Origin of the sequence: Streptomyces sp. 1-11, from assembly GCF_007176755.1 — a bacterium.
Classification (GTDB): Bacteria; Actinomycetota; Actinomycetes; order Streptomycetales; family Streptomycetaceae; genus Streptomyces.
Genome location: NZ_BJTV01000026.1, coordinates 30,361 through 46,329, shown reverse-complemented (window position 1 = coordinate 46,329; position 15,969 = coordinate 30,361). Strand labels below are relative to the sequence as shown.

Annotated in this window: 18 protein-coding genes; 3 read left to right on the top strand and 15 right to left on the bottom strand. The window is 69.1% G+C overall.

Annotated features, from left to right (window positions below):
• Window positions 1-242: 242 nt before the first annotated feature.
• The 15 genes from TNCT1_RS33985 to TNCT1_RS33915 all read right to left on the bottom strand — a co-directional run bounded on the left by TNCT1_RS33985 (window position 243) and on the right by TNCT1_RS33915 (window position 13,046).
• Window positions 243-698, bottom strand: coding sequence for a Pycsar system effector family protein (locus TNCT1_RS33985; protein WP_143639925.1), 456 nt, complete (start codon window positions 696-698; stop codon window positions 243-245).
• A 123-nt stretch (window positions 699-821) separates the two neighbouring features.
• Window positions 822-1,262: an RRQRL motif-containing zinc-binding protein gene (locus tag TNCT1_RS33980; protein WP_235903038.1), complete on the bottom strand. Its 441-nt coding sequence runs from the start codon at window positions 1,260-1,262 to the stop codon at window positions 822-824.
• A gap of 166 nt (window positions 1,263-1,428) precedes the next feature.
• The gene (locus TNCT1_RS33975) at window positions 1,429-3,615 is read right to left on the bottom strand and encodes a hypothetical protein (protein ID WP_143639923.1); all 2,187 of its coding nucleotides are present in this window, start codon (window positions 3,613-3,615) and stop codon (window positions 1,429-1,431) included.
• Window positions 3,612-4,685 carry a hypothetical protein gene (locus tag TNCT1_RS33970; protein WP_143639921.1) on the bottom strand — a complete coding sequence of 358 codons (1,074 nt, stop codon included), beginning with the start codon at window positions 4,683-4,685 and terminating at the stop codon, window positions 3,612-3,614. The genes TNCT1_RS33975 and TNCT1_RS33970 overlap by 4 nt, the downstream gene beginning before the upstream one ends.
• A 123-nt stretch (window positions 4,686-4,808) precedes the next feature.
• Window positions 4,809-6,065, bottom strand: a complete 1,257-nt coding sequence (locus TNCT1_RS33965; RefSeq protein WP_143639919.1) for a hypothetical protein — start codon at window positions 6,063-6,065, stop codon at window positions 4,809-4,811.
• Between the two features lie 3 nt (window positions 6,066-6,068).
• Window positions 6,069-6,344: a hypothetical protein gene (locus tag TNCT1_RS33960; protein ID WP_143639917.1), complete on the bottom strand. Its 276-nt coding sequence runs from the start codon at window positions 6,342-6,344 to the stop codon at window positions 6,069-6,071.
• Window positions 6,345-6,347: 3 nt separating this feature from the next.
• Window positions 6,348-7,346, bottom strand: coding sequence for a bifunctional lytic transglycosylase/C40 family peptidase (locus TNCT1_RS33955; RefSeq protein WP_235903037.1), 999 nt, complete (start codon window positions 7,344-7,346; stop codon window positions 6,348-6,350).
• Window positions 7,347-7,535: 189 nt separating this feature from the next.
• Window positions 7,536-9,185 (bottom strand): FtsK/SpoIIIE domain-containing protein, encoded by a 1,650-nt coding sequence (locus tag TNCT1_RS33950; protein WP_143639913.1) that lies wholly within the window; start codon window positions 9,183-9,185, stop codon window positions 7,536-7,538.
• Between the two features lie 237 nt (window positions 9,186-9,422).
• Window positions 9,423-10,574, bottom strand: a complete 1,152-nt coding sequence (locus TNCT1_RS33945; RefSeq protein WP_143639911.1) for a hypothetical protein — start codon at window positions 10,572-10,574, stop codon at window positions 9,423-9,425.
• A 46-nt stretch (window positions 10,575-10,620) separates the two neighbouring features.
• Window positions 10,621-10,872, bottom strand: coding sequence for a hypothetical protein (locus tag TNCT1_RS35680; RefSeq protein WP_160160452.1), 252 nt, complete (start codon window positions 10,870-10,872; stop codon window positions 10,621-10,623).
• A 19-nt stretch (window positions 10,873-10,891) separates the two neighbouring features.
• Complete coding sequence (locus tag TNCT1_RS33935) at window positions 10,892-11,074, bottom strand: hypothetical protein (RefSeq protein WP_143639907.1); 183 nt, start codon at window positions 11,072-11,074, stop codon at window positions 10,892-10,894.
• Complete coding sequence (locus TNCT1_RS33930) at window positions 11,067-11,270, bottom strand: hypothetical protein (protein WP_143639905.1); 204 nt, start codon at window positions 11,268-11,270, stop codon at window positions 11,067-11,069. The genes TNCT1_RS33935 and TNCT1_RS33930 overlap by 8 nt, the downstream gene beginning before the upstream one ends.
• Window positions 11,271-11,741: a hypothetical protein gene (locus TNCT1_RS33925; protein ID WP_235903036.1), complete on the bottom strand. Its 471-nt coding sequence runs from the start codon at window positions 11,739-11,741 to the stop codon at window positions 11,271-11,273.
• A gap of 164 nt (window positions 11,742-11,905) precedes the next feature.
• On the bottom strand, window positions 11,906-12,199 hold the full coding sequence (locus TNCT1_RS33920) for a hypothetical protein (protein ID WP_235903035.1): 294 nt from the start codon (window positions 12,197-12,199) through the stop codon (window positions 11,906-11,908).
• 241 nt (window positions 12,200-12,440) lie between these two features.
• On the bottom strand, window positions 12,441-13,046 hold the full coding sequence (locus tag TNCT1_RS33915; RefSeq protein WP_143639903.1) for a hypothetical protein: 606 nt from the start codon (window positions 13,044-13,046) through the stop codon (window positions 12,441-12,443).
• Between the two features lie 388 nt (window positions 13,047-13,434).
• Between TNCT1_RS33915 and TNCT1_RS33910 the strand changes: the two genes are divergently transcribed.
• The 3 genes from TNCT1_RS33910 to TNCT1_RS33900 all read left to right on the top strand — a co-directional run bounded on the left by TNCT1_RS33910 (window position 13,435) and on the right by TNCT1_RS33900 (window position 15,964).
• On the top strand, window positions 13,435-14,187 hold the full coding sequence (locus TNCT1_RS33910; RefSeq protein WP_143639901.1) for a GntR family transcriptional regulator: 753 nt from the start codon (window positions 13,435-13,437) through the stop codon (window positions 14,185-14,187).
• Between the two features lie 173 nt (window positions 14,188-14,360).
• Entirely contained in the window at window positions 14,361-15,398 is a 1,038-nt protein-coding gene (locus TNCT1_RS33905; RefSeq protein ID WP_143639899.1) for an AAA family ATPase, read from the top strand.
• Window positions 15,395-15,964, top strand: coding sequence for a guanylate kinase (locus TNCT1_RS33900; RefSeq protein ID WP_143639897.1), 570 nt, complete (start codon window positions 15,395-15,397; stop codon window positions 15,962-15,964). Before TNCT1_RS33905 ends, TNCT1_RS33900 begins: the two co-directional genes overlap by 4 nt.
• Window positions 15,965-15,969: the final 5 nt, after the last annotated feature.

Here is a 15,969-nt window from a genome sequence, read left to right as displayed (position 1 = left end):
CGCTGCGCTGCGCGACGCAAGCGTCCAGAGCCCCGCGCGGCACCGGCGGGACTGGTGCTGCACCGAGCACGACGGTCAGTGAGAGCGGCAGAAGCCGCCTTGCCCAATTGGGCAAGAACGATCTTGACGAGTAGATGGGTGTAGAAACAGAAAAGCGGCCCCTGCTGACTAGCCGTCTAGTCAGCAGGGGCCGCTTCGGATTCTTCACATGGCCACGGAACGGCCAGCGTTCTTCTTGCAGCTCACACCAGGGCGCCAAAGGCAGCTACGGCAAGGAGAGCGAGCGCGGACAGGGTGCAGTCGACGGCGCGACGCAGCGTGCGGTACTTGCGCAGCGCGATCGTGGACAGAGCGTGGATGCGGGCGGGGCGGGTGTCGATGGTCATGCTGGCGGGGATTTCGTCTGCCTCGAGCTGGGCCCAGTAGGGGAAGCTGGCGCGGTCGTGGCCACCGAGGCGGGGGCGGACGACCACGAGCAGCAACACCGCGGCTGCGCCGAAGGCGAGGACGGCGATGATGCCGGCGACTTTCGTCACGGGCGGCAGGTCCTTGTCCGCGAGGGATGCAAGGCCGGCGAGGACGGCGCCGTTGAAGGCGAGGAGTAAGGATGCTTTGCCGTCGGTGCGGCCGATCTCGCCCGCGACCGCTGCGCAGGCGGCGTCCAGGTTCTTGTCCGTGCTGGGGGCCGTGGTAGTCATGGGATTTCTCCTAGTTCACCCGAAAGGGTGCGAAGGTGGAGTGGGTGGCCGGCCCTCATGCCGATGCGACGGCCACCCGGTGTGGCCCCGTCCCGGCCTCTGTCGCCGGGACGGGGCTCAGCTTCACGCGGCTAGCCGGTGCGTGCCGGGCGCCGGAGGCGTGGTGTAGGAGGCGGGGTCGGCCGGGGTGCCGTCGTGGCATTCCAAGCAGCTGCCGAGGGTGCGCAGCGGCAGGCAGTGGTGGTATCGGCGGCGGCAGAGCGGGCAGGTGGTGCGGGCCGCCATCGCGGCGTCGAGGGCGGCCTCTTTGGCGAGGGTCATGGGCCGGATCGGCTGGGCCTGGTCGACGCGGTACAGGTAGGCGGGGCGGGTGCAGGTGCGGTGCGGGCGGGTGGCGCACGCCCGGCAGCGCAGGATGGCGACGGGGTCGTGTCCGCCGGGGCGGAGCCGGGCGGCGCGCAGCTGGCGGCGTGTGGCCAGCTTGCCGGCGGGGGCGGTGCCCCAGTCGTACTCCGGTAACCCCTGCGGAACACGGACTCGGTTCATCGCGCTGTTGGCGGCCACGCGATCTCCAATCACATGGGGACGGATGGTGGTGGGTGAGGCCGGGCGGCCGGCTCAGTCCTCGCGACCCCGGTCTGGATGGGCGAGGGCCAGGCGGAGTGCCCGGAACAAGGGACGGCCCGCGCCGTGAGGCGCGGGCCGTGGGTGGTGCGGGGGCGTGCGGGGGTCAGAGATTGGAGGGCAGCTTCTCGCCGGTCTCGGCGTCGTAGGCGATGCCGGTCGGGGACAGTCGGACCGTACGAGAGTGCGGTGCCATGCCTTCCTTCCAGGTCTTACCGCCGACCGCTACACGTACGGTCACATCCGCCAGGGGATCCTTCACGGGCAGCGCAATCTCGGGTGACTGCGGGAACCAGCCGTCTTCACGGATGCTCTTCGCGCTGCGCCCGGAGGCATCCATGCGGAGAAGCTTGGAGTTGGCCTCGAACGGTGCGTTCAACTGCAGAACGACGCGCCGCTTGTCCCTGCTCCAGCGAGCAACTACGTCCGCGTGGACGCCGTCGATGTGGAGGTCCGCTCCCGCTCGCCCCTGGTATGCGGCTGCCTTGGCCTGTCGTTCGTGGCGTTCTTGGTCGTCGTCGCCCTTCTGCCACACGCCCGTGGCCACCAAAGCCAGCCCCGCGATCACCGCAACGTAAGGCCAGGCACGCCGGTTGGGCTGTGAAGGCACCTCACCGGCATCGGGCGAGCCCGCCGTGGGCGGCTGGGAAGGGTCGGCCCAGGCGGGTGCGGCGGTGGTGTTGCTCGCAGGCTCCTGCTGCCACCATTCGACGTCTTTGCCCATGCGGGTGACGGTAGCCCGGAGCTGAGCCGCCTGGTCGGGGCTTCCGCACAGTTCGGCCACCTTCGCGCGGGTGGACAGCCACAGGGCGGCCTCGTCGGAGTTGATGCCGTGGGCGGTGATGTCCTGGCGTTCGCCGATGGCGGCGAGCTGGGCGGCTTCGTCGCACCGGCCCTCGCTCGCTGCCCTGATGACATCGTGGTGCCGTCCGTCTATCACGTTGGGCGGCATCTCCCAGTCCCAGTCATCGGCGGCTTCCTGCTCAACCAATGGCGTCTCGTCGATCGGCATGGTGTCCGGTCGATCCCCGTCGCACAGATCGATGTCGGAAGCGCGGGCGCGCTCCGTCTCGGTGGGTTCCTCCTCGATCACGGCGATGGTCTCGGCAGCGTCGGTCACGGCCTGTTGTGCGGCGCGGCGGCGCGTCGAGGTGTCCGTGAGCCGGGCTTCGTCCTCGCTGAGCAAGGTCTGGATGATGTCGACGTAGTCGGGGCCGACCTTCCACACGGCTTGGCCCGGGTCTAGGGACGGGATCCGTTCTACCGCCCAGGCGGGCAGGCCCAGCAGTGAGCCGACGATGGCGGCCTCTTCGGGGCCGAGGCGTCCGATATGAGCGATCTCGCACAGTCGGGCCAGGTCCTGGGCCTTGCCGTCGCCGAGGTCGGACAGCGTGTGCATCACCACGTCCAGGGACAGTGCGGCCCTGCGGGAGTACTTCAGCAGGCGCTGGATGAGTTCGGCGGTGGCCGGGGACAGCAGGATCTGCCAGGCCTCCTCGAGGACCAGGTGCCGGTGCACGGCGGTCGACTGCCGCAGCCACACGTGCTCCGCCCAGCAGGAGATCGCGGCCATGAGCGAGGGAATCGCGGGGCTGTTGCGGTCCAGGCGGGAGAAGTCGAAGGACAGGATCGGCAGGTCCGTCTCGGGCAGGCTGGCGTCCTGCCCGTCGAACAGGCCTCGGAGCGAGCCTTCGGTGTAGCGGGACAGGGCGATCGCGGTGCCCACGCCCCACTCAGCGAGGCTGGCGGCCGGCCACCTTCCATCCTCGGGACTGACCAGCGCGTCCACCAGCCCGTTCAGCGATGTCGCTTTCGGATGGTTCAGGGCGTGCTGGAGTGCGTGTGTGGCCTGAGGGCTGAGCGCGGCAGGCTCTACGGCAGCGATCAGCGACCGCACCAGCTGCTCCTTGACTTCCGGCGGGAACATGGAGCTGCAGGGGTTCAAGGTGAAGGTTCCGGCTTCGATGACCCTGCCGCCCAGGGAGCGCACCAGTGGTGCCCACTCCCCGCCGGTGTTGTGCTCCCCGAAGGAGTCGATGACGACGGCCTGGTGGTCGTGGTCGAGGATCTCGCGGCGGATCCTCGCCTTTGCGGTGGTGCTCTTGCCGGAGCCGAGACCGCCCAGGGCGAGGCTGTTCGTGGACGGCAGCACGGCCGCCGAGGCGCGGACCGGTGACAGGTGGAACGGGCGGCCGTCCAGCAGGGACCGGCCGATCGGGATGCCGGGAAAGGTGGTGCTGGAGGCGACGAGCGGTGCGGTGATCGCGGCGTGGCTGGAGGGCAGACGGATCACAGGATCGCCCCTTTCTGGGTGGAGGCTGCGTGGGGGGTGGTCATCACGTGGGCGCGGTGCTGCTGGCCGGGGAGCCAGTCGAGGTGGATGCGGTGCCGGTCGGCAGTCAGAGAGGCCTGCCAGCGGGCGTCAGTGACGGCTTCCGGGCTGTCGCTGCAGACGGTCAGGTAGGCGTCGAGGTCGACGAGCGTGTCGCCTTGGACCAGCGCGCCGTGCGCAGTGTTGGACGCGATCTCGTGAGTGGCGGCCTTCACCTTGTCGGTGGTGAAGGCCCCGCTGGCGGCGGCCTGCCACTTCGCCGAACGCCGGGATTGGGCCGCCGGCAGCGGCCGGTACAGGACCGCAAGAGAATGGTCCGCCTCCTGACCCAGGAGCAGCCGGGGCATGAGGTCACCGCCGGTCTCCTCCGGCCAGGCGGTGATCCGGGCGGTGGCCGCGTACCGGCCGTCGTCCAGCGCCACCCAGCCGGGGCCCCGTTCGGTCACGTCGGGGACGGGGTCGGGTGTGAGGGGAGTCAGGGTGCCCAGGGCGGCGAACTCGCCCGCCAGGGTGTCCAGGACACGGGCGGGCTGGCCGGCCAGTCCCTTCGGCACGTGCACGCTGATGGTCTGCGTGTGCGCGGTGTGGTCGCCGACGGTGGCGTGGTGGGTGACGTGGACCTGGATACCGGCGGTGCGGGCCTGGCCGGCGGTGAACGTCAGCGCGCGGGAGAACGCGTCGTGGAATGCGGCCCGCCGCGCGGCGTCCTGCATGGTGCCGTGTTCCGGATACAGCGCCCACGTCGCGGTCGCCCCGGCCCGGGTGGACATGGCGGCAGGGGTGGTGCGCTCACGCAGATGCCGGTAGCCGACCGTCGCCCACCGGCCGATCGAGCGCGGCCCGGGCGCAAGGTTGAGCAGTGCCGCGGCCGCGCCCACCGCGCCGAACGTCCACATCGGCGGCGGAGTCAGCATGGCCGACGCCAGGATCGCGCTCCCGGCCCCGGCGTTGATTTTCGTCAGCAGGGTCTCGGCGGGGCTGAGTCCGCGCTGCAGAGCCGGGATGCGGTAACCGGGCGTCAGGGAATACATGCAAAGCCTCCGAGGAAGATGTGGTCGGACAAGGACCGGCCCCAGTGCCCGCCCCTCACCGCCGGACAGCGGGAGGGGCGGAGCACCGGGGCCGGGAACAGCCGACTGCTGCTGTCGCCGCTGTTACGGAGTGCCGCCGGACCCACCGGGCCGACCGGTCCGGCCGGGCGCGGGCCGGGGGTTGGGCGGCTGGGTGCCGCCGTTCTGCGGCTGGGCCGCGGTACGCGCCTGCTGGCGCACCTGGCGGATCCGTTCGTTGCGGGCCGCGGCTTCGGTTGCCTGCCGGCGGGCCGAGGCGACCGCGGACTCGGTGGTCAGACGTCCCGGCCGCTGGGGCCGCTTGACGCCGTAGGCGGCGAACAGCACGCCCCGGTCTTGCGACATCGCACGGCCCGGGGTGGGCACCGTGCGCGGCAGGCGCGGGGTGTTCTCCTGCTCGTAGAAGTCCGGCACGCCGGCCCGGACCATCGCCCGCACCAGCGGGTTGGTGGTGTTGTGTTCCACCAGCGTCCGCACGCCCCTGGCCACCTTGGGCCCGAAGTACGGCACGCCGTGGAAGATCATCCGCAGCATGAGCGCGTCCGCGGCGATCACCAGGACGGCGTCCACCGCGAGCGAGCCTTCAGCGAGCTTCACGAACGGTGAGACCAGCAGCAGCGCGAAGGGTGCGAACATCAGCCCCAGCAGCCGCTGCGCCCACTGCTTGACCGCGCTCGTGTCGCCGCCGCGTGCCAGGGATGCCAGCACCAGCGGTGCCATGCACACGAACACCAGGATTCCGATCTGGCGTGTCATGAACACCAGCGCCGCGAACGCCAGGGCGACGACCAGCGCGGAGATGATCAGTAACAGGGCCAGTGGGTTCCCCGCATCCGCGCCCTTTTCCAGATCGGTGCGGATGACGGGGAACAGCGTGGATTCGTTGCTGTCGAATGCGGCCGTGAAGGCCGCGCTGACGGCCTTGTTGAGCAGCATGACCGCGCCCGGGACCGACGCCATGGCGGCCACGGCCGCGAGCGTCCAGCCGGTCGAGGCGCCCATCTGCTTCAGGCGCGGTGCGCCCTGCCAAGCGGTCAGGGCGCACACGACGACGACACAGATGAAGATGGCCACGGCCAGGTGCTGGCCGAGCCACAGGAACTGCTCATACACCCAGCTGTCGGCCTTGGCCGGCGCCCATGCATGCTTCGGCGCGATCAGGGAGTTGAGTTGTTTGATCAGGCTTTCGGCGAGCTGCTTGACGTGGTCGGAGGCTCCGTGGGTGAGGCCTCCGCCGCCCCCGACACCGCTGGTGTCGGGGGGACCGCCGCCTGAGTTGTCCTGTTCGCAGTAGGCCCGGCCGGGGCCTTTGATCAGGTCGCAGGGGTCTTTGTCTGCCATGGGTCAGCCCTTGGCGTCGGTGACGGTGGAGAACAGGGTGTCGCCGTAGAGGGCGAGGATGACCGCGACGAACAGGGTGCCCACCGCGAAGGAGCCCTTTTGCAGGGCGCCCTTGGGGTCGCTGGACAGCTGCAGCAGCATCCGGACGGCGATGATGGCGATCACGGCGGCGATGCCCTTGGTGACCAGACCGCCGCCGGTCAGGCCGATGGTGTCGAAGAAGTCCTTGAAGCCGCCGGACATGTCGACGGGCTTGGCGAGGGTGGTGAGCTTGGACATGGGTCAGATCTCCTTGGCGTGGTGAGTGGTGGGGCGGGCGACGGCGATCAGGTCCGGCATGGTGTCCATCGGGTCGTAACGGACCTGAGCGCCGGGGCGCGGGGCGTCGAGAATCCAGCCGCCGCCGATATAGATGCCGACGTGATGAATACTGCTGAGACTGGAGCCGTAGAACACGAGATCTCCGGGGCGAACCTGCCCAGGTTTCACTGGTTCTGATGCGGCGTATTGCTGTGCCGCCGTGCGGGGCAGAGCGATACCGGCTTTCGCGTATGCGTAGAGGGTGAGTCCGGAGCAGTCGAAACCGGTGATGGATTCACCGGACCGTCCCCGGGGCGAGCAGCAGACACCCGTGCTGGGGCCGCTCGCGTTTCCGCCGCCCCACGAATACGGGGTGCCGATCATTTTCGTTGCCGCGTTGATGGCCGTGGAGGCCTGCGCCGTGGTCGCGGTTTTACCGTTACCGGTTGTTGGTTTGTTGGCGAGGGCCTGGATGGAGCGGACGTAATTCTGTGTCTCCTTGTAGGGAGGCACGCCGCCGTATTTGCGGACGGCTTCACTTCCGGCGTTGTAGGCGGCAAGCATATTTCCCTGCTTGTCACCGGGAACGTCACGGACGTCTTTCGCTATGCCGCACAGGTATCCGGCGGCTGCCGGGATCGCGTCCTCGGGATCCCAGACGTCTCGTTTGCCGTCGCCGTTTCCGTCGACGCCGTGCTTCTCCCACGTGGACGGCATGAACTGCGCAATTCCTTGCGCGCCGACCGGGGAGGTCGCTTTCGGATTGAATCCGGATTCCTGTGTGAGGAGCGCGGCGAGCAGATTCGGAGTGACCTCGGGGCAGGTGTTTCCCGCGCCCTCGATCAGGGACCTGTACTGGGTGGGGACGGCGAGGCTGAGCGCCGTGGACAGCGGGCTGTCGCCGGCACCCTGCACGAGCGCGGCCGCGACGACGGCCGTGGTCGCTCCCACGCCGATCGTGACGGCTGCAGAGGCTCTCACGAGCGAAAATCTCCTTCCAGGGACCATCAAGGGCTGTGTGGACTGTTTCCGCAGCTCAGCATGGGTTTGGTATCCGCCGGAGGATCCGCCAGGGATCCGCCGGGCATCCGCCGGAGGCGTGGCTCCCGGCGGATGCGCGGCGGGTCTTGGCGGATGTCCGGCGGATGCTCCGGCGGATGCGGCAGGGGGTCACAAGGCGGACTTCAGGGCGGCGACGAGGTCGGCGAGGTGGTAGCCGCGCACACCCTTGTCGTCCTTGCCCGAGGTGACGCCGAGCAGGGCGGAGAGTTTCCGCCCTTGGGTTACCGGACTTCCTTCGAGGATTCCGAGAGCCGGAGCCAGATCAGCCGTGCACATGAACTCCACGCCCTTGTCCCGCAGCAGGTCGACGGCCTGCTTGAGCGGTGAATCCGGGGCGGCTTCGACGGCCTTCTTGTGGCGGGATTCGATTTCGTCGACGACATCCCAGATGAACTTGTCCTCGAAGTTGAATCCCCGGATGAGCGTGGAGCGCCCCTTGGTGAAGAGGACGCCTTGGCCCTTGATGTCGGGGTCGAGGAGGGCTGGGTTGATCGGGGCGATGGTTTCGAAGTAGGTGTCGCCGAGAGCGACCTTGGCGGTTCCCGCCGATGCGACGTACAGGCACAGGCGGTAAAGGAACTGGTCTCGCACTTCAACGGGGATGGCGTTCGCGGACGGACGCTGGGTCATGAGGACCGTGGAGATGCCGGATTCCAGGGACTTGGAGACCAGCGATCGGGTGTCGTTCACGATCTGTTTGGCTTGGTCCTTTTCTTCGTTGTTTCCGCCGGAAGCGAAGAAGTCGGCCGCCTCGTCCACGATGAAGATGACCGGCTTGAATGTGGGTACGGGCTTCCGGTTGCGGATGGCTTCCTTGATTTGCGCATACCGGCTGTCTGAGAGCTGGTTCAGCTCGCGGACCATGCTCCAGAAAACGGCCGGATCATCGGACGACTCGTAGCGGGTGGCGATCGGTTCGAACCTGGTCAGCCCGCAGAATTTCCCGTCGAGGAGATACAGGTCGAAGTCGCCGTACGCGATCAGCAGGCAGGTGATGAGCCCGTTGATCAGCGTGGTCTTGCCCATCTGCGTCATGCCCGCGACCAGGAGCGAGGCCTTGTCGAAGGTGGGCACGCCGATGAGCTGGCCGGTGACGTCGTGGCCGAGCGGGATCCCGGCGAACGTCTCGATCTCACCCCGGGTGGGCGCGGGGAACGGGCGGGTGAACGGCGGCTCGTGCAGCTTGAGCAGCTTCACCCGGCGCTCGTTGTCCCGGCTGCGTTCCAGCGTCATGTGCAGGCGGGTGACGTGGAACATGCCCGCCACGGTGCCCAGGCGCTTCTCGACGTCCTCGTAGGTGCGCCCCTGAGGCATGAGGAAGTCGTACACCGCGCCGGTCGGCATGTCGGTGACCGTGGCCTCGTCGAGCTTGATGATCTGGTCCCGGCTGATGGCGCCGGCCGTGCGGAGCGCCGCGGTGAGCTCCGGGTGCGCCGGAGCGTCGGTTTCGGCCGGGGCCAGGGTGCCGTCCGCTTGCAGCGTGACGGCCTGCCTAGCCTGCTGCGCCGCCGTCCCCGCGAGAGCCTTGGCGGCGGCCTTGGGCTCGCGTCCCCACAGGCGTTTGAGGGTCGTTTTGGCCTTCCAGGCGGCGTAGCCGAGAGCGACCAGGGCCCCGGCGGTGAGCAGCAGGGTGGCCGGCCAGGACAGGCCGAGTTTGTCCTTGATCGCCGCGAGCGTGCCCGCGGCGATGGCGAGAGCGCCGATTCCGCCTGCGGCCTGCGCGTACATGTCGTCGCTGGCTGCTTGTTTTCCTGACACGCCTCTTCCTCGACTGGTGGCGAAGCGCGGGCACGGGTGCGTGCACGCGGATGGTCCGGGCGGTGCTGGGGTGCTCGCCGGGTCTGCTCCCCGGGTCTGCGAACCGCTGGTTCGCTCGCCAGGTCACTCACCGGGTCTGCGACCCGTCTCGACTGCGTGGATTTCCGGCAGTCGCAGCAAGGGCCAGCCCGCGCTGTTCGCGGGCTGGCCCTCACTGGTGGTGCCGGACAGGTGTGGTTAGACGTCGGCGTCCTCGGCCGCTTCCTCGTCGCTGTCGTCGGTGATCTCGCTGTGGCCCTCGTTGGCGCGCAGCGCGGCCCAGGCGTGGCGGATGCGTTCCTCGCTGCCCTGGTAGCCGGCGCCGCGGTAGGAGGCGCGGGCCTGGCGGAAGGACAGGGGCGGGTCGTCGCAGTAGCGCAGGTGGCGCAGCACGACGCCGATCTGGGCGTCGGTCAGCTGCTCGCCGGGGTGCGGGACCGGCACACCCGCGACCGCCGCTAGGTCCGTCAGGTCCGCGGGCGTGCCGGTGTGTGCCGCCGGGTGTGCCGGTGTGCCGGAGGGCGTGCCGTCGGGCGTGCCGGTTGCCGTGCCGGTTGCGTGGGGCAGAGCGCTGACCTGCGTGCCTCCTGTGTGTCGGTCGGTAAGTTCCGTGCCGGTGGCTGTGCCGGGCAGGGCGGGCGTGCCGGGCTTCCAGTTGCCGAGTTCGGGCAGGGTGATCGCCGCGACCGCAGCGGGCAGGACCTTCTCGGCGACCGTCTTCACGGTGGTCTCGGCCTGCTCGTGCAGGCCCTCGGTCATGGTCTGCTGGGTGGCGAGGACCGACAGGCGGTAGGCCGTCTCGGCTTCGGAGACCCGTTCGTTGAGGTCGCGGGCCAGCTCCAGCAGCTCGATGCGGTCGGCGGCTTCGGCCTCCATCTCCTCGAGCTGGTCCGCGACCTGCTGGCGCCGGGTGGCGATGGTGCGGCGGGTCTTGTCCGACACCCGCCGGCCCAACGCGGGCAGGGCGATCCACCATGCGCCCTTGGTGGCCACGATCGCGATAGGGGCGATGACCACGGCCAGGTCGAACCCGGCCCCCGTGTGCTTCAGCCGCAGGGCGAGGTCGACGGTGGGGATCGCGGCGTTGACGAGGGTCAGCGCCAGTCCCGCCCACCGCACCCGCCCGGCGCGTCGGCGGTTGTTGCAGGACAGGATCTCGGTCGCCTGAAAGACGACCCACAGGGCGTCCAGCGCGCCGACGGTCGGGACCGCCCACTTCCCGAAGGGCGGCTGGAGGATCTGATAGCTGACGGCCATCGACAGGACGGCCACCCCGAGGGTGACCACACCCAGGACGGTGAGCACCATCTCGCGCGGCGACGGCTGGCGCCAGTTCCTTTTGCTGTTCACTCGTCTGCTTCCTCTCGCAGTTCGGGTCGGCGGGAGCCGAGGTCGCTCACAGGGTGTTGGGTTCCAGGGACCAGAAGACGATGTGGGCGCCCTGGTAGTCGGGGTGGTTGTCGGCGATCTGATCGCGCAGCTCGGTGAGGAGCTCGGAGCGCGTCCAACCCGCGGGCGGGGTGATGGGGCCGGTGAAGGTGTGCATCAGGAACCCGTCACCGGCCGGGGCCTGCAGGGTGAGGACGAAGTGATGCGTGCCGGTGCCGGCCGCCGGGGCGGTGGTCGTGGGCTGGGCGGGTGCGGTCATCGCTGGGTTCCCCCCTTTTTCAGCGCCGCAGGCGCTGGTTGAGTCGGGTGAGGTAGACGTCCTGCAGCCGGGCGAAGCCCTCGAACGACCGGGCGCCAGCGGGGCAGTTGGGGCCGTCGCTGGTGCAGGAGGTGCAGGTTGCGGTGTGCGCCTGCCAGGCGCGGTGCGCTGCCTGGTAGCGCTGGTACAGGTCGTCAGGCACGAGGACCCGTCTTTCGTTCGTGGTGGCGGCGGGTGGGGTGGAGGTCGGTGACGCGATGCCCGGCGTCCCACACGGCCGCGGCCGCCAGTGCGGCGGCCGCGAGCAGCAGACGGGTCAGCGGTTGCACCGGACCGGCCTCGGACGCGGCCCGGGCCGCGCGGTGCTGCGCTGCCCGGGCCGCGTGTCTCAGGTGCACTCAACTTCCGAGGTTCTGGCAGGCACTACAGGTCCAAGCGGTCACCGTGCCGGGACGGGCCCCAGTGGCGCCGAACCAGCCACCGCAGGTGTCGCACTGCCAGCCGCCGGACGCGCGGACCGGTGCCGGGGCCAGCTCGGCATCGGCCGGCCGGGGCGTAAGGGCGTAGGCCTCACTGCAGCGGCATCGCCAGTAGCCGCACACCGGGCAGGCGTCGTCGGCCATCTCCGGGCGGTGCAGGGTCAGCACCGGCTGCCGCTGGAAGCCGGGCATCATCTCCTGCAGCGTGCGGCGCGCCCGCCGGTCGTCCGGGATGCGGACATCGGCCTCGCGCACCATGCGCGCCAGGAGCACGCCGAGCTGGTGGTTGGCGGCGGGACAGGCACCGGCGGCATGCCATCCGTTGCACTGGTCGCACGCGTACTCGGGATTGACGGCAGCCGGTGTCGCGGGGGCTGCGGGACGTGTCATGATCGCTGTGGTCAAGGGAAGTCCTCTTTCCTGTGACCGGACAGCCCCGGGGGTCGCAAGTCGCCGGGGCTGTCGCTTGTTGGCTGGCCGGACGGTCAGCCACGGCCCTCCTCCCACCCCTTTCAGGCGCGCTGGTGGGGTGGGAGCGGGACCGTGGCGGGCGGTCAGGCGGCCGGCGCGTAGACGCTGGTGGCGGGGGCGGGGCGGATCAGGTAGTCGCTGTCCGTCCACACCGAGCCGATGGCGAAAGGTTGGCCATCGGGGCGGAGGGTGTCGCGGATGATGACCGCCCACCGCGCAGCGGTCCGACGCAGCAGCTGCGCGGCGTCGGCCGGGTTCGTGACGAGCGCCAGGACCTCGAACCGGCCATCGGTGTTCTGGTAGATCGCGCCGGGCCGGCGCGGTCCGATCTCGTCCTGAACGCTGGGGCGGATCTGGCGGAGTGCGATGCTGTGCACGTGGTCGTCCTCTCCGGTGGGGATGAGACCGCGACAAAGAACCCCTCAGGAGGGCATTCCTGAGGGGTTCGTCGTATGCGGGGCCCCGCACAACAGCGGGGCAGTGCGTCCTGCGCACTCCACCGACCACCGAGCCATGCGGAGCTCGGTCGACGATGGGCAGCGCAGGGCTGCAAGGGGCCCGGCAGAGGTGGCGATGCCGGGGCGAGGACGGCTGTGGCCGCCCTCGTGTAGAGGTGGATCAGCGCGCGGGGCGCTTGGGGTGCAGCGTTGTGAGCGGCACCAGCGGCGCGCCCAGCGGCGCGTCACTGTCCGGCAGCGCCGCGCGGCGGGTGTCGGTCTCGCGGACCGCCGACTCGGTCGACGCCCACTCCATCTTCCGCAGCAGCCACAAGGGCCGGCCGTCGCTGGGCTCGTCATTCGACGACGTCTGCTTCTGCGCGGCGATCTGACTGACGGCCGGGACGGGCTGGATCTTTGGCTTGCGCCGCACGGTGGTCCGGCGGCGGCCGGTGGTCTCGGCGCTGCCGTCCTCGAGGCGCTCCTGCCACTTCTCGAACTCGATGTCCACGGTGACCAGGCGGTTGCTGCCCTGGCAGCGGACGGCCGCGTCCTTCCCCGCACGCCCGGTGTCGTGCGGGACTAACTTCTGCCTCTTGGCCTGAATGCCGGTGATCGGCACCCACGTCTTGCAGTCGGGGCAGATCAGTGACGCGCAGACCGGACGCAGGTCGTACTGGTGGGGCTTGAGGGTGGAAACGGCAAGCGGCGGGCGGCCGCTGATGTTCCGGGAGCGGGTCCGGCTCCGGCGGGGACGGGCGGTGCGCTCACGGGTCGAAGCAGACATCAGGACTCCTCACAGTCGGCATGGCAGGGAGCAGGTCGCGATGCTCTCTCCGCCCCACGAGCCACACGGCACGAGGCCGGCGTCCCGCAGGACAGACAACGCACAGCGCTGCGACGTGCACACAGTTGTCGCGGCCGTCAGGCTCCGGGGGAGTTTGATGAAGCTCTCAACCCCGGCCGCCCCCGGGGGGCAGACGACTACTGCGGCCTTGCAATGCGACCTCGTTAACGAGGTGCTGTCCATAGTGAACCTGCGCCCGTTAACGATGTCAAGTAGTTCGTTAACGAGGTAGCCTTGTTGGGTGAGGTCCTGCGAAGAGTCGAGATAGCCCCTTCCCAGCGGCTCGATAGCCAACGGCCCTAGGATCGCTAACGAGGTAGGGAGAGGCATGGTGAGTGAGACGGGGCCGCAGAGGCCGAAGTACCAGCGAATCGCCGACGATCTGAAGGCGGCGATTGAATCGGGCGTGTACGGTCCCGGGGACCGCCTGCCAGGGGAGAGCGCACTTGCGGGGCAGTATGACGTTGCGGTGCTGACCGCTCGCCAAGCACTCAAGATCCTTCGCATAGAGGGACTGGTGGAGACGAAGAAGGGCGCCGGCGCCCGTGTCATCGAGTTCCGCCCCATCCGGCGTCACGGCATTCAGCGCCTCGCACGCGAGCAGTGGGGTGCAGGCAAGTCCATCTGGTCTGCTGATGAAGAACGCCCCGTCACCATCGACGTTCGAGTTGACACCGTCGCTGCACCACCGCACGTAGCGCGAATGCTGGAAGTAGAAGAGAACGATCGCGTCTGCGCGCGATCCCGCCGATTCATCCTGGACGACAGATCGGTCATGCTCGCGACCTCGTACCTTCCCCTGGACCTGGTGGACGGCACAGCAATCATGCGAGTCGACACTGGAGAGGGTGGCGCGTACGCCAGGCTCGCTGAGATTGGTCACGCACCTGCGCACTTCCGCGAAGAGATCCGCTGCAGGCTCCCTGTGGCCGAAGAAGCCGAAGGGCTGGGAATGCCCCTGGAGCGTCCGGTCATCAAGGTGTGCCGGACAGCCTTCGACGCTGAGCTGCGAGCCGTTGAAGTGAACGAGATGACGATGGACAGCGCGGCCTACGTCCTGGAGTACAAGTTCGATGCATGAGCGTTCCATCTCTAGACTCCTCCCGGCTGGTCGTCGTGTGGGAGCCATCTCACTTGCCAGGAGCGGATCGCAACATCACAGCGCTTTGTCGAAGCTCGTTCGCACCCGTATTCATGGGTTTTCAACATCGGCGTATACATGGGAATTGACTGCTGCGACCTAGGCTCACGGCCATGACGACGACCGAGGGGATAAGGGTGGGGAAGCATCGAGCTGGGTGGAGGCCGGACCGACTGCGCGAGCAGCGGGAGGCTCACGGCCTGACCTTAGAGAAGGCTGGCGAGCGGCTTCGAGAAGTTGCTGAGCGAGCCAAGCTCAAGGGCATTCCCGCTGCGAATCCGCAGACCTTGTGGCAACACGAGCAGGGAGAGGTCTACCCCGGTCCGCACTACCGGCGCGCATACTGCCTGCTGTATCGCGCCACCGAACCGGACCTTGGCTTCCGCGCCGCGCTGCCGGGGGAGGAGACGTCTTTCAAGCTCACGCCGATGGACGACCACCTCAACGGCTCGCATGTCCTAGCGGTTGAGCGCGCCATTCACCGCATTGCGCCGGGCTCCGACGAGGCCGACCACTTCGACCTGCAGCAGCGGATCATCGACGCGTGGAAGCGCCGACACACGGGCGGCGACCCTCACCGTCCCGTGCTCATTCTGGTCGGCGGCTTCGCGGGCAGCGGTAAAACCGAGCTCGCCCGCTTTTTCGTTCAGCTCACCGGCTGGCCGCTGCTCGACAAGGACCCGCTCACCCGTCCGCTCGTGGAGCGCCTCCTGGTCGCGCTGGGCGGCGACGCGAACGACCGGCACACCGAGGTCTACCGCGAGAAGGTGCGGCCGGTGGAGTACGACTGCCTGATGCAGTCGGCCATGGCCAACATTAAGTGCGGCATCAGCACTGTGCTCACCGCGCCGTTCATCTCCGAGATGACTGACTCGGCTTGGATGCAGCGCCTGGCCAACCGTGCGGGCTCGATGGGTGTCGACGTCTTCCCGGTGTGGGTGCGCTGCGACGAAGAGTCGATGCGCGAGTACATCGGATTCCGCTCAGCGGCCCGGGACGCGTGGAAGCTCCAGCGGTGGGATGAGTACATGGCCACGATCGACCTCGACCTGCGGCCGGCGGTGCCGCACCTGGTCGTCGACAACCGGCTGGGGACCGCGGTGACGCTCGCAGACCAGGCCCGGCAGGCGATGGGGGCAATGTACGCGTGACGGAGAAGCAGGGCGTGATCCTCTACGGGCCGCCAGCCTCGGGCAAGGACACCGTTACCGCCACGCTCAGCAAACTCGACTCCAGGTACGCGCAGTTCGCGCGGCTCAAGGTCGGAACGGGCAAGGCCGCTGGCTACAGGATGGGCACAGCGGAGCAGCTGCGTGAGCTGGAGGCCGCGGGCGACGTCGTCTATGCGAACGCCCGGTACGGCAACACGTACGCGATCGACCGCCCCGGCGTCGACGCCGCGTTCACGGCCGGGGTGCCCGTAGTGCACCTCGGGCAGGTCGACGGCATCCGCGCCCTGATCGACGGCTACCCGGCCGACTGGTCGGTGGTGCTGCTGTGGTGTCCGCGCGAGGTGACCGAGCAGCGGTCGGCGGGGCGCGGCGACAGCGACACTGCGGCGCGCCTGGCGGCGTGGGACGCGACGCGCGAGGACTTGGCCGCGCATCCGGGCATGGCCTGGGACCTGACCGTGGACACCACGGCATCGGCTCCTGAGGACGCGGCGCGGCTCATCGACCAGTTGCTGGCGCAGCGGGCGGGAGCGGAGACGGCATGAGCGCG